Below are 23,970 nucleotides of genomic sequence, written 5' to 3'. Positions count from 1 at the left end.
CGGCGGGGTTCCACCTCTTCCCATTCCGAACAGAGAAGTTAAGCCCGCCAGCGCCGATGGTACTGCGTAACAGTGGGAGAGTAGGTCGCTGCCACCTTAATTAGAACCTGATTCCTGTAAAGGAGTCAGGTTTTTTTATGGAATAAAACGGGGCAGCCCCGATGACAGGTATCTGATTCGGGTTGGACGAATCTGACGAGGATCAAACTCTGCCGGAGGTGACGGACAATCCTGCCAATCACAGGTGTCGTCAGCAGTGGTCGCTGCCACTCCGTCAACCAACGGACCCGTGTTCAGCTAAGCAAGGGCTTCTTTGTACAATATCTATATTTGAACTTCGTTATTCAATTGTTTTAACCGCTTCGAAGAATGAAGAAATACTTGACCGAACTTTTCAATTCCAACTACTTTTTTGTAACACTTGTACTATTTGTACTTGTTCTTCCATTATCTGAGGCTTTGGTTTCTGTCGCCGGTGGTTTAGTTTTATTAGCTGCATTATTCGAAGATACCTGGCAAAATAAATGGTTACGCCTAAAAAGGCGGAAAGTGAATTTGCTGGTGCCGATTATTTTCATTTTATATGTTGTAAGTACTCTATTCACATTAAAACATGATAAATCGTTTTACGATGTACAAAAGACCATGTTCTACCTCGTGTTTCCTTTTGCTTTCAGTATGGGAAAAGAGATCAATAGCAGGCAGAAACGTTTTATTTTATTTGCTTTTGCTTTTTCTGTTCTTACTGCCATTATTATTTCTTTATTTCGTTGGAAGTACGGACATTTTGAAGAAGATACGTTCAGCATACATAATATAAGCCTCATTTCACATATACGGTTCAGTTTTCAGTTAAACCTGGTGATTTGGTTTCTTGTCTTTTTTCTTTTTTACAATTATTCAGGGATTCAAAAAAAAACTGTACTTACGTTAGTTATACTTTTAGGAATATATGCAGCATTTTTGGCGCTACAACAATCGTTAACAGGTTTGATTGCTTTTGGAGCCGGCGGCCTGTTTTTTTCACTTTACCTATTTTCAAGGTTAAGTAATCCTGAGGCAAAAATACCTTTGGCTGTAGTTTTTGTTTTGTTGGTTACGGTACCGATTATCTATTTAAATAAGGTGGTCAATGATTTTTATGATATTGAAGAGATCAATACTGAAACCATTGATAAGGTAACAGCCCAGGGAAATGCATATTATCATAATTATAAGGATAGCCTGGTTGAAAATGGTCATTATGTGTATCTATATGTCTGTGCAGAGGAAATGCGTGAGGAATGGAATAAACGATCGGAATTAAAGTACGATTCGCTTGGCGAGAATGGCTACCCGGTTTCTTCAACCTTAATACGTTACATTACTTCTAAAGGACTCAGAAAAGACGCCGAGGGGGTGCAGGCTTTAACTGATGCTGATGTTGCCAATGTGGAGAAAGGAATAGCAAACGTCGTATTTGCAAAAAAATATTCACTTTATCCCAGAATTTATCAAACCATTTGGGAATATTATGTTTACACTAAAACGGGTAATTCCAATAACAAATCTTTCTCTCAACGGATTGAATATGTAAAAGCTGCATTTTCGATCATAAAATCGAATTGGTTATTCGGTGTGGGAACTGGTAATTGGCGCACGGCATTTGCTAATGCTTTCGAAGCAAATCATGCACAATTGGATGAAAGTCGGTATGCTTCATCGCACAACCAGTATTTAAATTATATGGTAAAATTCGGGATTCCAGGCTTTATACTGATTATATTCCTGCTGGCTTTTCCGGTTATAAAAACAAGGCGTTATCGCGATCCATTATTTTTGCTTTTCCTCACGTTTATGTTCTTTGTTAATTTTTCAGATTCTAACCTGGAATCGCATATGGGCAGCTCATTCTTTTTCTTTTTTTATTGCTTTTTTCTGACCGGGCCTGCCGTCTACTTAAGGCTAAACAAACCTTCAAACGTAAAATAAATACAGGTCAGTCGTTAATTTTCAAACAATTTGGCTTTCATAGTGTTTGTCTAGTAAAAGTTAAATTGCATTATGGAAAGAAGACAATTTATAGGAACAGTAGGAGTGGTTGCAGCTGCCACGCCATTTATTGGAACACTGGCATCGTGTGCGTCAGAAACTAAAAGCTTTGAAGGACACAAATTTCCCGAGTTACCTTATGCATTCGATGCATTGGAACCTTATATCGATGCCCAAACAATGGAACTGCATTACACCAAGCACCACAACGGATACTTTAACAAATTCATGGCAGCGGCAGAGGGGACTGAACTTCTGAATATGCCAATGGAAGAGATTTTTGCAAGCATAAGTAAACAGGATGCTTCAATCAGAAATAACGGTGGAGGATTTTACAATCACGCACTTTTCTGGGAGAATATGACTCCTGAGCAGGGCGAAATTCCTGCAGACTTGAAGCAAGCCATTGAGACTGATTTTGGTACAGTTGATGCTTTCAAAGAGCAATTCGGAAAAGCAGCTAAAACGCAGTTCGGAAGCGGTTGGGCATGGTTGATTGCTGATAAAGACGGAAAACTGGCTGTAACCAGTACTCCAAATCAGGATAATCCGTTGATGGATATAGTAAGTACAAAGGGAACACCGCTGCTAGGTCTCGACGTGTGGGAACATGCTTATTACCTGCATTATCAGAATAAACGTGCCGATTACGTCGACAATTTCTGGAACATTGTTAATTGGAATGTTGTCAACAACCGATTGGTAAGTTCAAAAGTTTAATCACAGGAGTTTGGTACATAAACAAAGGCCCATTATTTTTACAAAAATTCAAGAAAATTATGGGCCTTAAATTTTGTTTCATCGGAGCAGGTAACCTGGCAACACATTTAGCCCGTGCACTTCACACAAAAGCCGGAGAAGTGGTTCAGGTTTATAGCCGAAGTTTGAGCTCGGCAGAAGTATTGGCTGAACAACTTGATGCAGATTCTACCAACTCAACTTCAGAAATTGTAGCTGATGCTGATATTTATTTCGTAGCCTTAAAAGACGCAGTAGTGCATGAAGTTTTATCGAAAATTGATTTTCAGAATAAACTGCTTGTACACTGTTCGGGAAGTTTGCCACTTTCTGTACTTAATGTTTATTCCGAAAACACCGGCGTGCTTTATCCGCTTCAGACTTTCTCAAAAAGCAGAGAGGTTGATTTTTCACTGATTCCGGTTTTTATCGAAGCAAATTCCGAAAGGAATGAAAACAGGTTGATTGAGATTGCAGAAAAAATCTCGTGCAAAGTTGCAGTGCTGGATTCTGCCAAAAGAAAAAGCCTGCACATCGCTGCCGTTTTCGCCTGTAATTTTGTGAATCATTTCTACACGCTGGCAGCCAACTACCTGGCCGATCAGGAAATTCCATTCGAAGTATTACATCCCCTCATTGAGGAAACAGCCAATAAGGCAACTGAAATGCAGCCTAAACAGGCACAGACCGGACCGGCCATTCGATTCGACGAAAACATAATTAACAATCACCTTGAAAGCTTAATGGAGTACCCCGAATTAAAAGAATTGTACAATTCAATTTCAAGGAGTATTTTTGAACTTCATCAAACAAAAGAATAATGGCATTTTTTAAAGACGAGTTATGCAATGTAAAAGGATTTGTATTTGATGTTGATGGTGTGCTGTCGCGAGATACTTCACCACTTAACGAAGATGGAGATCCGATTCGAACAGCCAATGTAAAAGATGGTTTTGCAATTCGTAGTGCCATAAAAATGGGATATCCTGTTGCGGTTATTACTGGCGGATATATTGAACGCGTGAAGTTGCGTTATACAAAGCTTGGCGTGGAACATTATTACGATAAGGCACGAAACAAAGTAGAATGCCTGAACGATTTTTTGGCCAAAACAAAGTTAAATGCCAACGAGATTCTTTTTATGGGCGACGACCTTGTTGATTTTAATGTGATGCAGGCAGTTGGTGTCGCAACCTGTCCAAACGATGCAGTTCCGGAAATTAAAGAGCTTTCGAAATATATTTCTGATAAAAATGGTGGCGATGGCTGCGTTCGTGATGTTATCGAACAAACACTAAAGGCGCAGGGTAAGTGGTTTACTCCGGAAATGTTGAACTCAAGAGCTTTTTAGTATGAAGTGGTTTCCTGAATATAATTTCATACTGGCTTCAAAATCGCCCCGGAGACAACAATTGTTAAAATCACTCGACATCGATTTTACAGTTCAAACAAAAGAAGTGGAAGAGGTTTATCCGGCTGGAATGTCAAAAGAACAAGTTCCGGTTTTCCTGGCCGAACTTAAAGCGCAGCCATTTATAAAAGAATTAGCCGATAAGGATTTACTTATTACAGCCGATACAATTGTTTGTTTAGGAGACGAAATTCTTGGTAAACCCGAAACATTTCAGGATGCTCTCGAAATGATTCAAAACCTTAGTGGAAAAGAACACCAGGTGATTACCGGTGTTTGTCTTACTACGAATCAAAAATCAAAATCATTTTCATCGCTAACCAACGTGGTTTTCAAAAAGCTAACACTCGAAGAAATAGAATATTACATTCAGGCTTACGAACCTTACGATAAAGCCGGGGCTTACGGAATCCAGGAATGGATTGGCGCCATCGGAATAACTTCAATCGAAGGCTCATTTTATAACGTCATGGGATTGCCCATTCAAAAATTATACGAACAAATTCAAAGATTTTAATCCTTCAACTAAAAAGGTTACAATAATTAGTGTGTTGCATAACAGAGGATTAAATCGAAAACTGTGCTTAACATATTTCACGGATAATTCGTAAATTGAATAGAAAGGCCGATTTAGATCAAATTTCTATATTATGAATTATCCGATTAAATTACTGACGTTTTTATTTGTTTCCGTCTTTTTTGTCGGTGGATGTGCCTTGCAGAAAAATGAAAAAGTTGAAGTCGGATTACTTCTGCATGCACTCGATCGTGAAAGGTGGGAAAAAGATCGCGATTTTCTGGAAGAGAAAGTCAGCGAACTAGGAGGGACCGTAATTGTTAAAATTGCCGAAAACAATGCTGACACGCAATTGAAACAGGCAAAAGAACTGCTCGCCAACGGTGTTGACGTGCTGGTAGTTGTACCCGTTGACCAATTTGCAGCTGCCAGTATAGTAGAAGAAGCGCACAAAAATGATATCAAGGTAATTTCGTACGACAGGTTAATTAAGAATTGTAAGTTGGATTATTATGTCTCGACCGATAACGTTGAGATCGGCGATTTACAGGCTTCATACCTTACTCAAATCAAGCCAACAGGTAACTACGCACTTATTGGTGGGGCCTTGAATGATAACAACAGTCAGTTATTATATCTTGGTCAGCGTAATGTACTTCAACCTTTGGTTGAACGTGGCGACATTAACATCATTTACAACGAATTTACAAATGACTGGAGCGAGGAAGAAGGGTATGCAAATGCAAAAAAATTGTTGAATGGTAATCAGAATGTTGATGCAATAATTTCGGCCAACGATGCCATTGCACGTGGCGTTATCAGAGCGTTGGAAGAAAAAGACAAGGAAGGAGTTCTTGTAGCCGGAATGGATGCAGACCTACCAAATCTTCAACTTATTGTTGCCGGAAAACAAACATGTACCATTTACAAACCGTATGAAAAAATGGCAGCTGCAACCGCAGAACTTGCGGTTAAACTAGCCAAAAGTGGAGAACACGAAAACACTTTCCAGACCGTTAGTAATGGAGCGAAATTAGTGCCAACCGTATTCTTTAACGGAATGATCGTAAACAAGGAAAATCTTAAACTTACTGTAATTTCCGAGGGCTATCAAACGGAGGAGGAAGTTTACAAATAGCAATTTGCTAATTTATCAAAAGGGATTTCGGTGTGAGGTCCCTTTTTTTGTGTCAAAAAATTCTGATTTCGCAACCACCCGGTTGAAATTATTTAAGGTACTGATTCTCATTTATTGCCACCCCGATTAAATTTTGTAGTTTTGCGCTCGATTATTTAGAAAAAGTCTTAATAATTGAAGGAGCATAAAGTCATACAAACAAGACAGTTAACGGAATCAACCTTTGTTATCCGTTTGGAACGAAATGAAATGATTTTTCAGACGGGGCAGTTTATTTTGCTTGGATTCAACGGAATCGATCGCAGGGAATATTCAGTTTACAGTGGCGAGAAGGATGATTTTATTGAAGTACTGGTTCGCGAAGTTGAAGGCGGAAAAGTTTCGGCCAAACTAAAACGTTTAAAAGCTGGTGATACTGTACAGGTTGACGGTCCTTTTGGCTTTTTTAAGTTTTCGCCCGACATGTATGCAGTAAAAAAGTTTCTGTTTGTGGCAACCGGAACCGGTATCAGTCCGTTTCATAGTTTTGTGCGCACACATTCCGAAATGGATTACCGGTTGGTCCATGGTGTTCGTTTTGCAGAAGAAGCTTACGATCACCGGGATTTCGATCCGGACAGGCTTACGCTTTGTACCAGCGGCGAAACGAAAGGAGATTTTTACGGCAGGGTAACCACTTATCTTGCCGAACAGAATATTGAGAAGGATACCAACTGTTTCCTGTGTGGAAACAGCGAAATGATTTATGAAGTATTCGATATCTTAACAGGAAAGGGAATTCCGGTGTCGAATATTTTTTCGGAAGTTTATTTTTAAACGTTGATGATTTTTTTATTCAGGAGCTCAAAGTTCACTTTAAACTTTGAACTTCAAACTTTGAACTTTTTGCATGAAATACCACGTAATAACCTTAGGGTGTCAGATGAATTTGTCGGATGGAGAGCGGGTGAACGCTGTTTTGAATGAAGCAGGTTACGAATGGACCGACAATGAAGAGGAAGCAGGTTTGATTGGAATTCTGGCGTGTTCAGTGCGTCAGAAAGCCATCGACAAGGTATATTCCAGGATACATAAATGGAACAAGTGGAAAAATACTAAGAACCTCGTGACTTTTATTTCGGGTTGTGTATTGCCCGACGATCACGAGAAGTTTTTGAAGCTTTTCGATATAACATTCCAAATGAAAGATCTGCCGAAATTGCCTGAGATGATCAGTCAATACGGTATAGCTACACCAACTCACCTGAAAGTGGGTATCGATCCGCATAACGAGAATATCGAAGAATTCTGGAATGTTAAGCCAAACTATCAATCGGGATTCGAGGCTTTTATTCCGATCCAGAACGGGTGTGATAAGTTCTGTACCTTCTGTGCCGTTCCTTACACACGTGGACGAGAAGTTTCGCGACCATCGAAAGACATAATTACCGAAGTGGCCTTGCTTGTCGCTCAGGGCTACAAATCGATAACACTTCTGGGGCAGAATGTGAATTCCTATGGTCTTGATAAAAAAGGGGAGGAAATCAACTTTCCGCAGTTATTACGCGAAATTGGTGAATTGGGAAATCGCCTGAAAAAAGAATTCTGGTTGTATTTTACCTCGCCACATCCACGCGACATGACCGATGAAGTGATTGAAGTAATCGGACAATATCCGGTGCTGGCGAAACAGATTCACCTGCCTATGCAAAGTGGCGACGATAAAGTGCTGATGCGAATGAATCGGAAACACAATATGGAAAAATACCGCCACATCATTGAAACCATTCGCAGGGTGATTCCACAGGCCACCATATTTACTGATATTATTGTTGGATTTACCGGTGAGACCGATGAGCAGTTCGACAACACCCGTAAAGCCATGGAAGAATTCAAGTTCAACATGTCGTATACGGCCATTTATTCGCCTCGGCCGGGAGCAACCAGTCACCGTTGGATTGATGATGTTCCGCAGGAAGAAAAGAAACGTCGTTTGCATGTGCTGACAGAAGAATTAAGGAAACACAATTTACCTTTCAATTCTAATTTAGTGGGGCAGACCAAACGCATTCTTGTGCGTGGTACCGATCGAAAAGAAGGTTATTTATCGGGCCACACTGAAGGCAAGCTGATTGTTCGTTTTGCAGCTGAAAATGAAAAGCTGATCGGCCAATTTGTGGATGTAAAAATCACTTCGGCTTCCGACTTCTCGATGGAAGGGGAATTGGTAAAGACTGAGGTTGAAGTAGTTGCTTAAGGCAGACCTTGAAAAACTGATATAAAGAAAGGAGGTAAATATTACCTCCTTTCATCCTCACTCAACAGTTATAGTAAACTGTTTCATCCTTCCCCGATCATTATTACGAGAAACATTTTAAAAAGGATTTTAGTTAGCAAGCAAATTCGCAATTTTCGGGCGGGTTTCTTTTATCCGTTCCTGATCGATTTTAATTCCAAGCGGTTCGTAAACACTCGCTAAGTAATCATAAATTGGTTTTACCATTTCGAAGGGAGCCTGGACCGATTCAAGTGCAGTTGCTCCACCGTTGTTTCTTACCGTTTTATCGGCGCCTTCTTGAAGCAGTAATTCTACGGTTTCTGTGTTACAAAGAAATGCTGCTGTATGTAAAGCTGTGGAACCATCGTTATTTGTAAAATTAATATCAGCTCCTGCTTTCAATAAGGTAGCCGCTATTTCGGTGTGGCCAAACATGGCAGCAGTTAACAGAGGGCTCGAACCGCTGGCCGGTTCTTTTTCGTTAATATCGACACCCGAAGCGATAATTTCTTTTACTGAAGCAAGATCGTTACTTATTACTGCAGCGTGTAAGCTTTTTTGGCATTGAGGCTGTTGTTTTGTTGTTTCTGTTTTCGTTTCATTTCCTGAAGTACCGGGATACCCGCGAAAGGCAGCTCCGAGAATAAAAATTACCATCAAAGTCGTTGCAATTGTTTTCATGTTAAATTGTTTTTGTGTAGCCATTCGCCACGAGTAAATCATCATGTTCGAAAGGACAAAAGTTAATATGGATAAAATAGCAAATTTCAAAAAGGCAGGTGCCGGGAAATCAAGCAGTGTAACGGCGATTACGCCCATTACTATCACATGTATAATATAAACTGCGTAGGAGTTTTTGCTGAGTTCGTTTAACAGTGCATTGGTTTTGTTCAGACTTTTTCTGAATGCATAGGTTAGCACATGAAGTAGTGCAAGCATCGATATCAGACCTGAAGTATAGTAAACGACCCGGTCGGCGAATTCAGAAATAAAATAATACTGCCGCTGCGGATCGATAATATTAAAAAAGGTGTTTAATGCTGCGGCGGTAAATATTCCGAGCGAAAAAGTAACCACAATATTGGATACAATGTACATTTTACGATTCATTTTTTCGCCTGTAAAAACTTTGAGTTTGTAACACAATGTTCCGAGTAAGAACGAGAGGAAATAAACCAGTAAACGTTCGCGCTGAAAATGTAGCAAAGCTGAGTGGTACCATCCATTTAGTCCTACCGATGAAATGAAGACACCATAAGCCGAACCTAGAATTAAAGTGGCAATCACGGCAGTTTTTAGCGAAATATTGAAATTCAGCAATTTCGCTTTGTACAAGCCAAGATAAATCGCCTGGAAAATAAACAGCACAGGCAGGAACCACAACCAGTTTTGTATTGGATTATTGGCATAAAACGACAGGTCGGTACCTGCTCTTTCGAACCAATGGAAATACGTGAACCATTCTTCCTGAGGCAACCCGCGCGAGTATAAAAAGATGAATTTGTATGCCGGGATCAGAGTAAGTACGGCAATAACCCAGGGGATCATGATTCTTTTAAATTTCGATTTCAGGTAACTAAAGCTATTTTGCTTTTTTGCCGAAGACGGCACAAAATAACCCGAGATAAAAAAGATACTGAACATGACAAACAGGTCGAGGTACATGCGAATGAGTCCAATATTATTGTTTTTAACCGGATCGACTACAATCCATGAATTTTGCAGAACGGCTTCGTAAACCAGTCCGGAGTGAAGAACCACAACCAGTAAAATAAGGAAGGTTCTTAGATTGTCGAGAAAATAGATTCTTGTTTTCATGATGTTACTATTTTGATGTTTTGCTTTTTCCAGCATTTGCATTCGTTTTGGCTAAAAAATTTGCTTCGATTTTGATAATGTAAAGTTCCGATAAAGCTCGATGCAGCTACAATCAACTATGCTGCTGTTTGCATAAGCTTTGCACCGGGTGATAAAACAAATGATGCACGGATATAAATTATGACGCAAACGTGAATTTAGCCCTTGAAACAAGGGTTTTAATCCGGGTTCGCATATGTCTGAAAAAAAACTTAATTTCGATCACAATTAAAGTTGTTATGCCAGCATCCAATTTCCGCGATACCGAATTTTTAGCCCGGCTTCGGCAAATTGTCGAGGAGCAGCTTTCGAATGAACAGTTTGGAGTCAGCGAATTGGCTGATAAAATTGGGATGAGTCGCTCAAACCTTTTGCGGAAAGTTTCAAAAGCAAGTGGGCTTTCGGTTAGTCAGTTTATCAGGAACATTCGTTTGGAGCATGCCGCTGAGATGCTAAAAACCGAAACTTATACGGTTTCTGAGATTTCGTATAAAGTTGGCTTTGGAAGCGTATCCTATTTTATTAAATGTTTTCGCGAGCACTTTGGCTATCCCCCCGGTAGTATGCCGGAAAGTTCAACTCCGGAAGAAATTGAAGAAGAAAGTGATCCGAAACCGGTTAAAAGGAAAAAGCTCCCGGTGCTTCCTGTTACTCTGTTTTTCCTTGCACTCATTATTGTGGCTGTGATTTTTGTCTTTCAACGAAACACTAAAAACAAGTTGCCACCCAAATCAATAGCTGTCCTTCCGTTTATAAACGATAGTAACGATTCAACCAACATCTATATCATTAACGGAATAATGGAGTCGACGCTCAATAAATTGCAGGCTGTTGAAGATTTGCGTGTGATTAGCCGTACTTCGGTTGAAAAATACCGGATGCAACCTAAAACGATTCCGGAGATTGCTAAAGAATTAAATGTTGGTTATTTAGTAGAAGGCAGTGGACAAAAGATAGGCGACCGGATTTTGCTGAATATTCAGTTGATAGAAGCTACAAGCGACAGTCATATCTGGAGCCGGCAATACGAACGCGAGATCAGCGATATTTTTGCGCTGCAGAGCGAAATTGCAAAGAATATTACCGATGAGATTGAAGTGATCCTTACTCCTGAAGAACAGGAAAGAATGGAGAAAGCTCCTACCGGGAATGTAGCCGCCTACGACGAATTTCTAAAAGGACTCGATTTACTTCGCATTCTTCAGCCGGAAAATCTATGGGCGGCAATTGGGCATTTTCACAAAGCGTTCGAACTCGACGAGAATTTTGCCCGTGCTTATGCCGGAACAGCTATGGCCTTTTATTTTCTGGAAGCCAATAAGACGATGCGTGAATATACCGACTCGATAAATTATTATGCCGATCAGGCTTTATTTCACGATTCGAAATTGCCGCAGAGTTTAATTGCAAAGGCACTGTTTTACATGGCACATAACGAATACGAACTGGCAGTTCCGTATTTTGAAAAGGCGCTTGATTACAATCCGAACTACGATCTGGTGTTGTATTTTATGGTTGATTTGTATGCCAAGTATATTCCCGATACCGAGAAATACCTGGAATATGCCTTGCGTGGACTACAGGTCGATCCGGCGGCTTTCGATTCGATAACAAATGGTGTAAATTACCTACACATCAGTAATGCTTTAGTTCAGGCGGGATTTAAAGAGCAGGCCTTAAAATACGTCAATAAATCGATGGTGTATTGGTCGGGTAACTTATACTCGGAATACCTGAAGGCCTATATTATTTTTGCGGAAAACGGGGACCTGAATCAACTCAGAAAATCGCTAACTGCAGCACTTGAAAAGGACACAAACCGTTTGGACATTGCCCAGGAGCTGGCTAAAATCTGTTATTTTCAGCGCGACTACCAGGCGGCTTACGATTATTATCAGCATTATCTGTCCATAAAAAAGGCTGCTGGTTTGGACATTTACCCGCAGGAGGATATCAAAATCGCTTACACCTGTTTGCAACTCGGGAAAAAAGAAGAGGCAGAAAAGTTTCTGGAAGCCTTTAAAAACTACACTGTTAACGATGATTCGATCTATAAAAATCTTAATCTGTGTATGTATTATGCAGCTACCGGCGATCCGAAAAAAGCCTATTCTTATCTGGAGTTGTTCTCACACGAAGAGCAGTTTTACTACTGGACCATTCCTTTTATCCAGCTGGACCCGGCATTAGATGATGTGCGTAAAGAACGCGGTTACCGCCGAACATTCTCACGGCTGGAAACCAATTTCAACAACTTTCACAATCGATTGAAAGCTACTTTAAAAGAAATGTATTTGATCTAGAAACTTCTAATTTCCGTCTTTAATATCAATAAACCAGGTTATTGAAGTCAATCCTGACGGAACAATAGCACCAGTGTGATCCAATCCCGGAAGTTCGATAAGAGTGACTAAATCAGTACTGACGCCGTTTGTTACGGTGAAATCAGTGTAAAGGTTTTCACTCAAAAACGAAGGAACATAGGTATCGCTCATTCCATGAATTAACAAAGTGGGCGTAGTAGTTGAATAGCCTGAATTGGTATTGTCTTCGAGCATGGTATAAAGCGATTCGTAAATTCCTCCTTTATTCCAGTTTTCAATAAATCCTGGGTGTAATAATTCGCTGATGGTTGTTGTAAGCTGCGCGTTAATTGCACCGCCATCTTTACTTCCGTCAAACAAATTTGGAATTCTGCCGGCATATGGTTCCTGAAAAATCGAATCCATTGGTGTTGTCATGCCCAGGTTTGCGTAGCTGTTAATTAAATAGGCAAGGAAATAAGGCATAGGATATGTTTCCTGGCTAACCAGAAAATCTGTAAATGCAACAAGATCGTGCGGCCCGCCACCACAGGCACTGGCCTTCAGGTTGAATTTAGAACCATATTGTGTTTCAATAGTACGCTGAAGCGCCATGGTTGCCCAGCCACCTTGCGAATAACCGTTGAGGTACAAATCGTTATTTAAGTCGACGGATTCAATTTTGGCAACCAGTTCCTCAACTGCATGTAACATGTCAACAATACTTTGTACGGTAGAGGTTTTATCCAGGTAAGGATGAAACATGTCATCGGCAGCTCCAAAACCCAAATAATCGGGTATAACAACTACAAAACCTGTTGAAGCCATTACTTCAAGCATTTGAAAAAGTTCATTTCCCGGATCCACTGAGGGGGCCGCACTGTGAAGCGTGTTGGTCCCATTTTGGTAGCTCATAATCGGGTAGGTTCCACTTTCAGTTGGTAAACAAACCAATCCGGAGGCCGAACGTTCACCATCATCAAAAGTTGTTTTGTAGGTAATTTTATAAACATCAACTCCAGAGGTAAACTTGTCTTTTATCGCAGCCAGTTCGGGATATTGCAGCGATGCCAGAGTGATAAAGAATTGAATTTGATCCAGCGATCTTGAGCTGCTGGCTATTTTTGAATAGTTGCTTAAATATTCATCGTTATTTTGCGGTGGTACATCCTCAAAATCGTCGCAAGATGCAAATACAATTATAAAGGCGAAAAAATAAATTAAGCGTCGTAAAAAATTTTCCATGGCAATGTATTTTCAATAAGTTAAAACCAAATTTATGGTATTTTATTGTGAGTTTTTCTATGCGTCAACAATATGTTTCAAAAATATGAACAGGTGATGTTGAAAGGACCATAACGTTTTTGATAAACATATTGTTTTAAAAACATAACTTTAGCAACGTACTTTAAAGAAACTAAAATAGCCTTATGCAAAAACTTCTACTTCTTATAGCGCTCTGTGTTTTCAGTCTATCTGTAAAAGCAGAAACAATTAAAGTGATGTTGGTAACAGGAGGTCACTCGTTCGATACGCTGCAGTTTTTTCAACTATTCGATGAGTTTGATGGAATAGAATACGAGCATTTTGCACAGCCGGAGGCTAACCGACAGATTGCCCTCGGTAAAGCCGACGAATTTGATGTTTTGGTTTTTTACGACATGTGGCAAAACATTAGTCTCGAAGAGCGCACGGCATATCTTCGTTTGGCGCAGGAAGGAAAACCATTTTTGTTTTTACATCATGCCTTGGTATCGTATCAGGCCTGGCCCGAATTTGAATCAATTATTGGTGGAAAATATGTGCAGGAAGGCAAAAATGTGGAAGAAGATCTGCTTTCGACCTATGAACACGATGTTTGGGTGTATTGCCGGATAGAAAACTATACGCCTGTTACAAATGGATTCAGGGAACTTCGCTTTTTTGATGAAGTTTACGGGAATGTTCAGATTTCCGACAAGGTAAAACCATTGCTAAGCACAACTCACCCGAATAGCATGCCTTACGTAGCCTGGGAAAATCATTTCCGAAATTCAACTGTTTTATACATTCAACCCGGGCATGATAAGCGCACCTACGTTGAGAAAGACTACAGGAAGTTGTTATTCCAGGCCATTCATTATTTGGCAAAAAAGTAACCCCGGTGAGCAGTTCTGTTTCAAATTGTTAAATGCCCTCTTTATCAACATAATTTGTTACTGAGGTTTAATCCCAAAGCGATTTGTAACCAAATTGCACGGCGACACGATTATTCTGTTAGCAAAATGCCATGATTTTCAGTAATTCGCTGCTATAAAACATCAATTATAACATAATTTAACATTTAGAAATATTGATATATGTGTTGTTTTAACTTTTTTGTTTAATTTAGTAGGCATTACAAACCAATATAACTTGTTCAATATGAATGTTATTGCCAAGTTAATCCACCAATCAAGTATGACGTACATCCCAACGGGACTTCCGGTTCGTTTCTACGGTATGCCTGATGGGAAGGTGTATATGGTTTACGCCCGTTTTTTTAAGCAGAAGTCTGATAAAACGGATCTGGAATTTGTACTGGCTGAACACGAAGAGTTTTCCTTTGATTATCCGAACGGGAAATTGATTCCAAAAATTATGACGCGTTATCCCGTTTATTGTGAAATGGTGGATAAACCCAATCCTGTGTTTCACATCTTGAAAATCAACAGAGAGGTAAAATCTTACGACGAAGCGGTTGATCATTTGCTTCACGGAGCCAATGAACGGATTCTTGAACCGGCACTTTGCTAAAAAATGGAAGGAGCCAACGTACACTTGAGATGATCTGACCATCAATTTGAAGGTAGCAGCTTTTTATAACATCAAAGGACAGTTTTTAGGAGCTGTCCTTTCTGTTTTGTGTCGAAACTATAAGGCTCGGCTTAAATTCAATATAAATTAGCAATTCTTTGATATTCAATAGGAATTAAAAGTGAAAAAAATTTGTGTCGATTAATTTTTTATTTAGATTTGTGTCATAGGTCGTTCAGACCTATTGTGTGTTTGGGGGTTAACATTTAAGGGGGCAGTTGTTGAACTGCCCTTCTTCTTTTCTGACACCTGATCTTCTTCAACCTCCATAAATAACTTTACAATCGGTTTGACATTGATGTAGACGCCAGTTTTGCGAACAACTTTTCAACTTATCTTTGTACCTTTCCAGCTTAAGTGAAACTGTAAAAATTACAATTAACAAAGAACGACACAATAACCTCTTATTAAGCCAAAAAATAATCATGAATAGCAACATCGATTTTGAGTATTTGCAAGAAGAATTACTGGACGAATTGAATAATATTCTTGAGTTTTGGAGCAGTCAGGCTGTTGATGGACAATTTGGTGGATTTGTTGGACGAATCGATCATTTTGGCGAAGTGAAACCTCGGGAATCGAAGGGGGCTGTTTTAAATACGCGTTTGCTGTGGACTTTTTCGGCTGCCTATAATCTGATTGGTTCAGAGAAACTTTCGAGACTGGCCGACAGAGCATTCGATTATTTAATAACTTACTTTTGGGATAAGGAGAATGGTGGACTCATTTGGGAAGTCAATCATCTCGGACAAGGGTTAAATACCCGGAAGCAGGCCTATGCACAGGGCTTTGGGATTTATGCGTTTTCTGAATATTATCGTGCTACAGGAAATGCGGAAAGCCTGGAATACGCAAAAAAACTATATCAACTTCTCGAAAATAATTATTTGGATAAAAAGGACGGAGGATATATCGAAGCTCTGGATGTAAACTGGAATCCGCTGAAGGATATGCGCCTCAGTGAGAAAGATGCCAATTATCCAAAGTCGATGAATACGCACCTACACATTTTAGAGCCCTATACCAATCTTTATCGTGTTTGGCCCAATGAGCGATTAAAGTCTTCAATACTTCATCTGATCGATGTCTTTCAGCAGCATATTATTGATCAGGAAACAGGTCATTTCAACCTGTTCTTCGAAATGGACTGGACCTGTAAAAGTACACTTGTTTCGTACGGACACGATATTGAAGGAGCGTGGTTAATTCACGAAGCGGCCATTGAAACAGGAGATGAGCAGGTGATCGCCGGTGCTCAAAAATCGGCTCTTTTGCTGGTAGATTCAACGTTAAAAGACGGTAGAGATGCTGATGGTTCTCTTTTTTATGAAACTGAAGAAAACCTTACGGATACTGACAAACATTGGTGGCCACAGGCCGAAGCAATGGTTGGTGCGATGGACGCCTGGCAAATAAGTGGAGCTGAAAAGTATTTAGCAGAAGTTAAACAGGTTTGGACATTCATTAAGGAAAATATGATCGATTACGAAAACGGTGAATGGTTTGGACGTGTAAATAAAAACGGAGAACCCTACGAAACCGAAGATAAGGCCGGATTTTGGAAATGTCCGTATCACAACACACGGGCAATGATCGAGATGATGAACCGAATAAATGCTGTTGTAAATTAGTTGAAGTTTATTCCGGCAAAAGATCCTCTTTTTTATCCTGATTTTTGGATATAATATCGATGGCAACTATCATGGCTGTAAATCCCCAAAATGGCACAGACAGCTTATCGGTGTCAAGGAAATTATTTAAGAACCCATGGATATAGTAGGTGATTAAACCTAAGAGGGCAGCCAATACAAGTTGCTTCAGCCGTTGGTCACGAATGCGGGTGTAAGCATTAACTCCAGTGTAAATTACCACAGTTATTATTAATAAGAATGTAAGCAATCCCAACACTCCCGACTCCGACAAGGGGCCCAGGTATTCGCTGTGCGCATTTCCTCCGTCACCGGCGTTGGTGCTGATAATGGTTCTGTCCTTTGTAAGTTGGTAAGGAGCATACTGAAACATGTAGGTACCCGGACCATAGCCAAAAACAGGTTTATCGGCAAACATCCTGATGGCGCAACTCCACCGGTTAATTCGTTCGAGGTTCGATGCATCAGTTGTAATGTTCGACATTGACGAAATATGTGTCATCATATTAGCCGACGACTGTTTTGAATTGTTCTCCAACTTCATGAAAATTTGCGTTTGAAAGGTGAAGAACAAGGCAAGAAGTGCAAGGAAAGTAATAAAAAGTGGTTTAAAGCGAATCTTCAACAAAAGAATTACCCAAACTACCAGAGTAACTACAATGCTTAACCAGGCAGCACGGCTATATGATAGTATAAATCCGAGCAGTACTATGGAGAATCCAAACGCCGAGATGATTTTGAAACGCTTTGAAAAATTCGGATGAAACATAAACACTACCATAAAAGGCAGGAATAAAGCAGAAGCTGCCCCATATGAAGTATGGTCGGTATAAAACGGCGACACTACAAAATGCGCTGCCTGTTTGTCCCAGAGCCCGTATCCAAGGTGTCGGAAGGTGGCATAAAAAACCACGATCATGAATGCAGCCACATAAAGCCACACATATTTTTCCATATTTTTACCTTCGGAAAATAACTTGGCAGTTAAAAAGTATAGTGCCACCACAAACCAAATGCGTGCCACCACAAACTTAAATGAAACCAAAGGCATCGAACTTGTGAAGCTGGTAATAAGTAGCCAGAACAAGTTGATGTAAATGGCTATGGAAACAGGATGGAGTAGTATTTTTTTATCAAATCTGCGCTCGTGAATTACTTTCAAAATAAATAATATAAGCACCCCAAACAGAAGTGGTTCTGTAGGGAGATACATATCGAATCCCAAACCCGGCAATACTTCGTGCAGCTGTATTGACAGTGGTGCGAAAAAAGCTACCAGGTAAATAATCTTGTCAAACGAGTAAATAGCGACCAGAAGAATGGCCAATAATACGGGAAGTGCATTTAACACCATCATATCCTTTTGCACAACGAACCAAAGATTCAGAGCAATAAATCCTACCGACAAAAGGTAGAATAACGAAAGGCGTATGTAAATGTTTTGAAGCACCGGGTGTTCTACGCTTTTTTGTAGTCGAGAACAAGAAATACAAGTAATCCAACAAATACTGCTGAAACAGTTGAAAGCATTACGATCAGCCAACGTACCGGGTAAGATTTCTTATCGGTCGCGAAAGGATATTCCACAATGTGACTGTAAGTAATGTCTTTCTCGTATTCCACGAGGTAGCGTTCGTAAACGTCAGTTAACGAGTCGATTGTGCTAGCTGTGCGATTGAATTTATTTTCCAGGATCATTGCCTGGCTTCCGGTTTCACTAAAGTTGTCATAGAGTTTTTCGATCTTTTTCGTATCTGCCGAATTTCCTCTTCCGTTGGCCAGTGCTGTAACGTATCCACGAGTTAGCTCGGGTACTTGCCGGCTAAAACTGATTATCCCGGTTGCTTCTCTTAAGCTATCCAGACTCGATTCAAGTCCTTTCAATTCTTCCTTTTTCTTGGTAAGCGATTTCATCGATAGGTCAACCATTTCCTTGTCCTTTGCCTTATGGATTTCTCGAACTTTCTGGTTGTAAAAATGGATGATGGAATCGCACATGTTAGCAGCCCGGTTCGGTTCGTAATCCATTACTTTTATCTCTGCTGTTTCGTATTCCGTTTTGTTAACGCTTACATTGGTATTGTAGGCATCGAGCATGTAGGTAATGTAGTTCGGGTCTTCCTTGTTAATTTTATAAACCTGGTCAAGGTCGAACGCTTCAAACATTCGAAATTTAATATCATTGGAATTCAGTACTTCCAGCATTTGCTCAGTTTCCGATTCATTACTCATTGTCCAGATATTTGACGGATAGATGCGCGCCGTTGACTTATATTTCGGTGTAATAAAAGCGGGACCCGAAAAAATAGCCGATAAAACTATTGCAATAAGCCCGATAATTACAAAGTGAAATTTGCGTTTCCAGATCATTTCCAGAATACGCCTGTTGTCAAAAAAGTTTTCCATAGAATGTGGTTTCAATTCGATCGTGTTACTTCAACGAAAACGATTGATTTTTAGTATTGCTATTATTGATAAAAAGCCTATTCTGCAATGATAAGAAAGTAGTTTTTCTTTCCTTTCTGAGCCAGGATGTATTTGTCGCCAATCAGGTGATCTTTTCCGATTGTAAGATCCGGATCGGATATCTTTTCCTTGTTGATGCTTAATCCATTTCCCTGAATTGTTCTGCGGAGTTCACCTTTCGAAGGAAAAACACCGGTTTTATCGGCCAGAAAATCGATCACATTAATGCCTTCTTCCAACTCAGCTTTGCTAATCTGAAACTGGGGAACACCTTCAAAAACAGCCAGAAAGGTGCTTTCATTCAGTTTCCGGAGTTGCTCGGCAGTTCCTCTTCCGAAAAGAATTTGAGAAGCTTCAACAGCCATTTCATATTCTTCACGCGAATGAACCATAGTTGTAACTTCTTCGGCAAGTTTTTTCTGAAGCACGCGAGCATGCGGTGCTTCCTTGTGTTCTGCAATCAGATTTTCAGTTTCTTCCTTGCTCAGGAAAGTAAAAATTTTGACGTAGTTTTCAGCATCTTCGTCGGTGGTATTCAGCCAGAACTGGTAGAATTTGTATGGCGAAGTCAGGTTTGGATCGAGCCAAACATTACCCGATTCGGTTTTGCCGAATTTTGTTCCGTCAGCTTTTTTAATCAGTGGAATGGTCAATGCAAAAGCTTCACCATTCGATTTGCGTCGGATCAGTTCGGTTCCGGTTGTGATATTTCCCCACTGGTCGGAGCCACCCATTTGCAGTTTGCAATCGAGGTTCTGATTTAACCAGTAGAAATCGTATCCCTGAACCAGCTGGTAGGTAAACTCGGTGAACGACATACCGGCTTTTGCATCCGGATTCAATCGTTTCTTAACCGATTCTTTTGCCATCATGTAATTTACGGTGATGTGTTTGCCAATATCACGAATGAATTCCAGGAAAGTAAGGTCCTTCATCCAGTCGTAATTGTTTACCATCAGGGCCTTGTTCTCACTGTCACTTTCAAAATCAATAAATTTCGAAAGCTGCTTTTTTATGCCATTCAGGTTACGTTCCAGTGTTTCTTCGTTCAATAAATTACGTTCCTGCGATTTGCCTGAAGGATCTCCAATCATACCGGTTGCTCCGCCAACAAGCGCTACCGGTTTGTGGCCGGCAAGCTGGAAGCGCTTTAGCAAAATAATCGGAGCTAAACTTCCAATATGCAACGACTCGGCAGTTGGATCGAAACCAACATAGGCTGTTGTCATTTCTTTTTGCAATTGTTCTTCAGTTCCGGGCATGATATCGTGTAACATCCCCCTCCATTTCAGCTCTTCTACAAAATTCATCGGAAAAAATCGTTTGTTAAAATTTGCGCAAATATATAAAATGCAGCCGTAAACTGAGTTAAAACCGGAGAAAACAAGTGGACGCCACCAATTAAATTGGTTTACAAACCAATTGTTTAGGGAGGAATAAAATAAGAACTGCTATCTTTTCTTTTTTTGAAGGCTAATTATTTGCCCGGGAACCGGTTGCTGCCCTGGATCCATGTTATTTTTTCGATAAAGCGAACTCAGTTTAATCCCGTACATCTGCGATATAAAATGCATCGATTCGCCCTCCTGAACCCGGTGAGTTGCCCGCGCTTTCGATTTATTCTTTTTTGGTTGAATGTAAATTACCTCGTTTGCCACGGGTTTGTACCCCGGACCACGGTCGTTGTAGTTATAAAGTTCCCAGTCATTAAGTCCCAGTTCCTGCGCAATCATTTCGAAGGTGTCGCCTTTTTTCGCCACAACGGCTTTTATGCGGTTCATTTTAACTACCTCGTGCGATTTGTACGGATTAATAGTTAACGAGGAAGAAACATTTCGCCCCATGCTTTTTTGCTCGAACGAACTCATTTCATTAACGGTCATTCGCAGGTCGAGGCGGTGAAGTTTGTTCTCTTCAATTATTTTTATCAATCGTTTATCGTAGTCGTGAGCTGTGGCATATCCCGCCTTTTTTAAGCCTTTTGCCCAGCCTTTGTAATCCGTATGCTCGAGTTTGAACAACTCGGCATAACGCGGATTGTCCATCAGGAAGTTGGTGTGGTCGATGTACGATTCTTCAACCGAAGTATAACTCCGGAAACATTCATTTTTGTGATCGTCGTCGTAATATACTTTTTTGCCTTTCCAGCCTTTTTTACATTTTATTCCAAAGTGATTATTCGATTTTCGCGACAATTCACTGTTCCCGTTTCCCGATTCCAGACACCCCTGCGCCATGGTAATACTTGCCGGAATCCCGCTGCGGTTCATTTCATCGATAGCCAGCAACTGGTAGCGTTTGATGTACTCCTGCCTGGAAATTTGTGCCTTGCTAATTGTGCTTAGAAATAAAAGGAAAGTCGTTATAATTAGTAGTCTCATGTTTAACTGCTTCAATACGATCTCAAAAATAGATGCTTCACCTGTTTTTGAATACGTCCAGATTCTTTTTTTATAAACAAAACAACGTGAGTAAGCCCATATTATTTGAATATATGTGCTGTGAAACGCATTTTCCCTTTAAAATTGTACATTTGAACAAAACGGAACAAATGCGTACCCGCGAAATAATAATAGCCTTTCAGGAATTCGATAAGCTTGAAGAGCTATCAGCAACAGATAAAAAGCTGGTAGAAGCAGCACGCGTTGCTTCAAATAATGCATATGCACCTTATTCACACTTTCATGTTGGAGCGGCCCTGCTTTTGGAGAATGGCGAAATAGTTGAAGGAAATAATCAGGAAAATGCCGATTTTACCGATGGTCTTTGTGCTGAACGTGTGGCACTGTTTTATGCACATGCCAAATTCCCAAAAGTTTCGGTTGTCGCCATTGCGGTTAGTGCAAAAAATCATAACGGTCTGTTAAAAGAACCGGCTCAGCCTTGTGGATCATGCCGCCAGGTGATGGTGGAAACCGAAGTTCGTTTTCAAAAACCAATTCGAATAATCCTTGACGGAAGTGACAGTATTCACATTCTTGATGGAGCAGAAAGTTTGCTGCCACTGGCATTTAAACCCAAAGCACTGCGGTAGTTCAGCGTTCAAAATTCAGGGTTCAAAGTTCAAAGTTGATTTTGAAAGGTGCTGTGGAAGATGTTTCCTAAAGCTCAAAGCTCATAATTAAACCTCCACCGGGCTGAATTTACCGGTATGGAACAGTTTCATGAATTCATCCCAAACAGGATCTTTGGGTGGATCGGCAACAATGGTAAGCAGTTCTTTTTTCACTGGATGCATCAGTTCAATTTTTCTCGCGTGAAGATGAATGCCTTTATCCTTATTTGAACGCGGGAACCCATATTTCAGATCACCTTTAATATGCAATTTTATTTGGCGCAGTTGCACCCTTATCTGGTGATGACGGCCGGTATGCAATTCAATCTCAAGCAGGTGATAGCGATCGATGCTGGCCACATGACGATAGGTAAGACTGGCAAATTTTCCATCTTCTACAGGCTCGGTATAAGCGTAGCTGCGGTTGCGTTCTTCGTTTTTCTTCAGGTAGTGATTCAGGGTGTCGGAGTATTTCGGTGGACGGTGATCAACCACTGCCCAGTAAGTTTTATGCACTTCACCCTTGGTTTGAAACAGCTTGTTAAGCCGCGGCAATACCTTGCTGGTTTTGGCCAGGATAAGAATCCCACTTGTGGGGCGGTCGAGCCGGTGGGGAAGACCAAGGTAAACATTACCCGGTTTGTTGTATTTCTCCTTCAGGTAATGTTTAACCATGTCCATAACAGTTTCATCGCCGGTTTTATCGCTTTGAACGACTTCACCGCACGCCTTGTTTATGGCAATAATATGGTTGTCTTCGTATATAACTTTCATCTCAAATAGCTGCAAGTTGTTAGCCGCAAGCCGCAAGTAAGAACATTTAATTCAAACATTAATCTTCGTACTTTTGCCTTTCAACCTTTACCTTTTGCCTTGAATTTTAATACTGCTCTTTTTCGTTCGGAAAATCCTGTGCTTTTACATCGTTTATGTAATTGCCTACCGAACCTTTTATCTCAGCTGCCAGGTTGTGGTAGCGACGTAAAAATCGTGGTGAAAACTGTTGGGTGATTCCGAGCATGTCGTGAATTACAAGTACCTGTCCGTCGACACCACCACCGGCCCCAATACCAATTACCGGAATTTTTACTTCGTCGGCAACGCGTTTGCCAAGCTCGGCAGGAATTTTCTCCAGAACGAGAGCGAAACATCCGGCTTCTTCCAGCAACCTGGCATCACTGATCAGTTTTTCTGCTTCGGCGTCTTCTTTTGCTCTTACCGAGTACGTACCAAATTTATGTATCGATTGCGGCATCAGGCCAAGGTGACCCATAATTGGGATCCCTGCTGAAAGGATGCGTTTTACCGATTCCAGGACTTCTTCACCTCCTTCCAGCTTCACCGCGTCGGCAGCCGTTTCTTTCATTATCCGGATAGCTGAACTTAATGCTTCTCTTGAGTTCCCCTGGTAAGTTCCGAAAGGAAGATCGACCACTACCAGGGCACGGTTTACTGCCCGAACCACCGAGGCTCCGTGGTAGATCATTTCATTCAGCGTAATTGGCAGTGTCGTGGTGTGGCCGGCCATAACATTCGATGCCGAATCGCCAACCAATATCACATCAATTCCTGCTTCATCTACTAACTGCGCCATGCTGTAATCGTATGCGGTGAGCATGGCAATTTTTTCGCCGCGCAGTTTCATTTCCGATAAACGGTGCGTGGTTACTTTACGTACTTCGTTATGAACTGACATATTTTTTCGTTCTAAAT

21 protein-coding genes and 1 rRNA gene are annotated in these 23,970 nt (G+C 40.6%); 14 read left to right on the top strand and 8 right to left on the bottom strand.

Annotation, left to right across the window (positions count from 1 at the left end):
* From rrf to miaB, 9 genes are all read left to right on the top strand, one after another.
* Positions 1 to 97, top strand: a 5S ribosomal RNA gene (rrf, locus tag HFD85_RS20170); the annotation flags it as partial.
* Between the two features lie 272 nt (positions 98 to 369).
* A complete protein-coding gene (locus tag HFD85_RS20165; protein ID WP_167613887.1) occupies positions 370 to 1,971 on the top strand; it encodes an O-antigen ligase family protein in 1,602 nt (533 codons plus the stop codon).
* A gap of 72 nt (positions 1,972 to 2,043) precedes the next feature.
* Positions 2,044 to 2,751 carry a superoxide dismutase gene (locus HFD85_RS20160; protein WP_167613885.1) on the top strand — a complete coding sequence of 236 codons (708 nt, stop codon included), beginning with the start codon at positions 2,044 to 2,046 and terminating at the stop codon, positions 2,749 to 2,751.
* Entirely contained in the window at positions 2,709 to 3,590 is an 882-nt protein-coding gene (locus tag HFD85_RS20155; protein WP_277345462.1) for a Rossmann-like and DUF2520 domain-containing protein, read from the top strand. The genes HFD85_RS20160 and HFD85_RS20155 overlap by 43 nt, the downstream gene beginning before the upstream one ends.
* Entirely contained in the window at positions 3,590 to 4,120 is a 531-nt protein-coding gene (locus HFD85_RS20150; protein ID WP_167613881.1) for a KdsC family phosphatase, read from the top strand. The genes HFD85_RS20155 and HFD85_RS20150 overlap by 1 nt, the downstream gene beginning before the upstream one ends.
* A 1-nt stretch (position 4,121) precedes the next feature.
* Positions 4,122 to 4,697 (top strand): Maf family nucleotide pyrophosphatase, encoded by a 576-nt coding sequence (locus HFD85_RS20145; protein ID WP_167613879.1) that lies wholly within the window; start codon positions 4,122 to 4,124, stop codon positions 4,695 to 4,697.
* A 133-nt stretch (positions 4,698 to 4,830) separates the two neighbouring features.
* Positions 4,831 to 5,835 carry a sugar ABC transporter substrate-binding protein gene (locus HFD85_RS20140; protein ID WP_167613877.1) on the top strand — a complete coding sequence of 335 codons (1,005 nt, stop codon included), beginning with the start codon at positions 4,831 to 4,833 and terminating at the stop codon, positions 5,833 to 5,835.
* 174 nt (positions 5,836 to 6,009) lie between these two features.
* Positions 6,010 to 6,651, top strand: a complete 642-nt coding sequence (locus HFD85_RS20135) for a ferredoxin--NADP reductase (protein WP_167613875.1) — start codon at positions 6,010 to 6,012, stop codon at positions 6,649 to 6,651.
* Positions 6,652 to 6,724: 73 nt separating this feature from the next.
* Entirely contained in the window at positions 6,725 to 8,071 is a 1,347-nt protein-coding gene (miaB, locus tag HFD85_RS20130; RefSeq protein ID WP_167613873.1) for a tRNA (N6-isopentenyl adenosine(37)-C2)-methylthiotransferase MiaB, read from the top strand.
* Positions 8,072 to 8,200: 129 nt separating this feature from the next.
* On the opposite strand, the gene HFD85_RS20125 is transcribed toward miaB, so the two are convergent.
* Positions 8,201 to 9,910 (bottom strand): acyltransferase family protein, encoded by a 1,710-nt coding sequence (locus tag HFD85_RS20125; RefSeq protein ID WP_167613871.1) that lies wholly within the window; start codon positions 9,908 to 9,910, stop codon positions 8,201 to 8,203.
* A 278-nt stretch (positions 9,911 to 10,188) separates the two neighbouring features.
* Here HFD85_RS20125 and HFD85_RS20120 point away from each other — a divergent pair, with 278 nt between their 5' ends.
* Positions 10,189 to 12,252, top strand: coding sequence for a helix-turn-helix domain-containing protein (locus tag HFD85_RS20120; RefSeq protein ID WP_167613869.1), 2,064 nt, complete (start codon positions 10,189 to 10,191; stop codon positions 12,250 to 12,252).
* 6 nt (positions 12,253 to 12,258) lie between these two features.
* On the opposite strand, the gene HFD85_RS20115 is transcribed toward HFD85_RS20120, so the two are convergent.
* A complete protein-coding gene (locus HFD85_RS20115; RefSeq protein ID WP_167613867.1) occupies positions 12,259 to 13,497 on the bottom strand; it encodes an alpha/beta hydrolase family protein in 1,239 nt (412 codons plus the stop codon).
* 185 nt (positions 13,498 to 13,682) lie between these two features.
* On the opposite strand from HFD85_RS20115, the gene HFD85_RS20110 reads away from it, so the two are divergent.
* The 3 genes from HFD85_RS20110 to HFD85_RS20100 all read left to right on the top strand — a co-directional run bounded on the left by HFD85_RS20110 (position 13,683) and on the right by HFD85_RS20100 (position 16,718).
* A complete protein-coding gene (locus tag HFD85_RS20110; protein ID WP_167613865.1) occupies positions 13,683 to 14,390 on the top strand; it encodes a ThuA domain-containing protein in 708 nt (235 codons plus the stop codon).
* Positions 14,391 to 14,655: 265 nt separating this feature from the next.
* Positions 14,656 to 15,027: a hypothetical protein gene (locus tag HFD85_RS20105; protein WP_167613863.1), complete on the top strand. Its 372-nt coding sequence runs from the start codon at positions 14,656 to 14,658 to the stop codon at positions 15,025 to 15,027.
* A gap of 485 nt (positions 15,028 to 15,512) precedes the next feature.
* Entirely contained in the window at positions 15,513 to 16,718 is a 1,206-nt protein-coding gene (locus tag HFD85_RS20100) for an AGE family epimerase/isomerase (protein ID WP_167613861.1), read from the top strand.
* A 7-nt stretch (positions 16,719 to 16,725) separates the two neighbouring features.
* Here the strand turns inward: HFD85_RS20100 and HFD85_RS20095 are convergent, their stop codons facing one another.
* The 4 genes from HFD85_RS20095 to HFD85_RS20080 form a co-directional block, all read right to left on the bottom strand.
* Complete coding sequence (locus tag HFD85_RS20095) at positions 16,726 to 18,186, bottom strand: O-antigen ligase family protein (RefSeq protein WP_167613859.1); 1,461 nt, start codon at positions 18,184 to 18,186, stop codon at positions 16,726 to 16,728.
* Positions 18,187 to 18,194: 8 nt separating this feature from the next.
* Complete coding sequence (locus HFD85_RS20090) at positions 18,195 to 19,142, bottom strand: Wzz/FepE/Etk N-terminal domain-containing protein (protein WP_167613857.1); 948 nt, start codon at positions 19,140 to 19,142, stop codon at positions 18,195 to 18,197.
* 77 nt (positions 19,143 to 19,219) lie between these two features.
* Positions 19,220 to 20,512 (bottom strand): tyrosine--tRNA ligase, encoded by a 1,293-nt coding sequence (gene tyrS, locus HFD85_RS20085; protein WP_167613855.1) that lies wholly within the window; start codon positions 20,510 to 20,512, stop codon positions 19,220 to 19,222.
* Between the two features lie 141 nt (positions 20,513 to 20,653).
* Positions 20,654 to 21,583, bottom strand: a complete 930-nt coding sequence (locus HFD85_RS20080; protein WP_167613853.1) for a glucosaminidase domain-containing protein — start codon at positions 21,581 to 21,583, stop codon at positions 20,654 to 20,656.
* A 152-nt stretch (positions 21,584 to 21,735) separates the two neighbouring features.
* On the opposite strand from HFD85_RS20080, the gene HFD85_RS20075 reads away from it, so the two are divergent.
* Positions 21,736 to 22,236 (top strand): cytidine deaminase, encoded by a 501-nt coding sequence (locus HFD85_RS20075; protein ID WP_240925084.1) that lies wholly within the window; start codon positions 21,736 to 21,738, stop codon positions 22,234 to 22,236.
* Between the two features lie 87 nt (positions 22,237 to 22,323).
* Here the strand turns inward: HFD85_RS20075 and HFD85_RS20070 are convergent, their stop codons facing one another.
* Together HFD85_RS20070 and panB are read right to left on the bottom strand one after the other, a co-directional pair.
* The gene (locus HFD85_RS20070; protein ID WP_167613851.1) at positions 22,324 to 23,031 is read right to left on the bottom strand and encodes an RluA family pseudouridine synthase; all 708 of its coding nucleotides are present in this window, start codon (positions 23,029 to 23,031) and stop codon (positions 22,324 to 22,326) included.
* Positions 23,032 to 23,137: 106 nt separating this feature from the next.
* Positions 23,138 to 23,953 (bottom strand): 3-methyl-2-oxobutanoate hydroxymethyltransferase, encoded by an 816-nt coding sequence (panB, locus tag HFD85_RS20065; protein WP_167613849.1) that lies wholly within the window; start codon positions 23,951 to 23,953, stop codon positions 23,138 to 23,140.
* Positions 23,954 to 23,970: the final 17 nt, after the last annotated feature.

This window comes from Maribellus sediminis (assembly GCF_011799805.1).
GTDB classification, from domain to species: domain Bacteria; phylum Bacteroidota; class Bacteroidia; order Bacteroidales; family Prolixibacteraceae; genus Draconibacterium; species Draconibacterium sediminis_A.
Note: the sequence above shows the minus strand (reverse complement) of the source record. Positions and strands in the feature narration are given on the sequence as shown.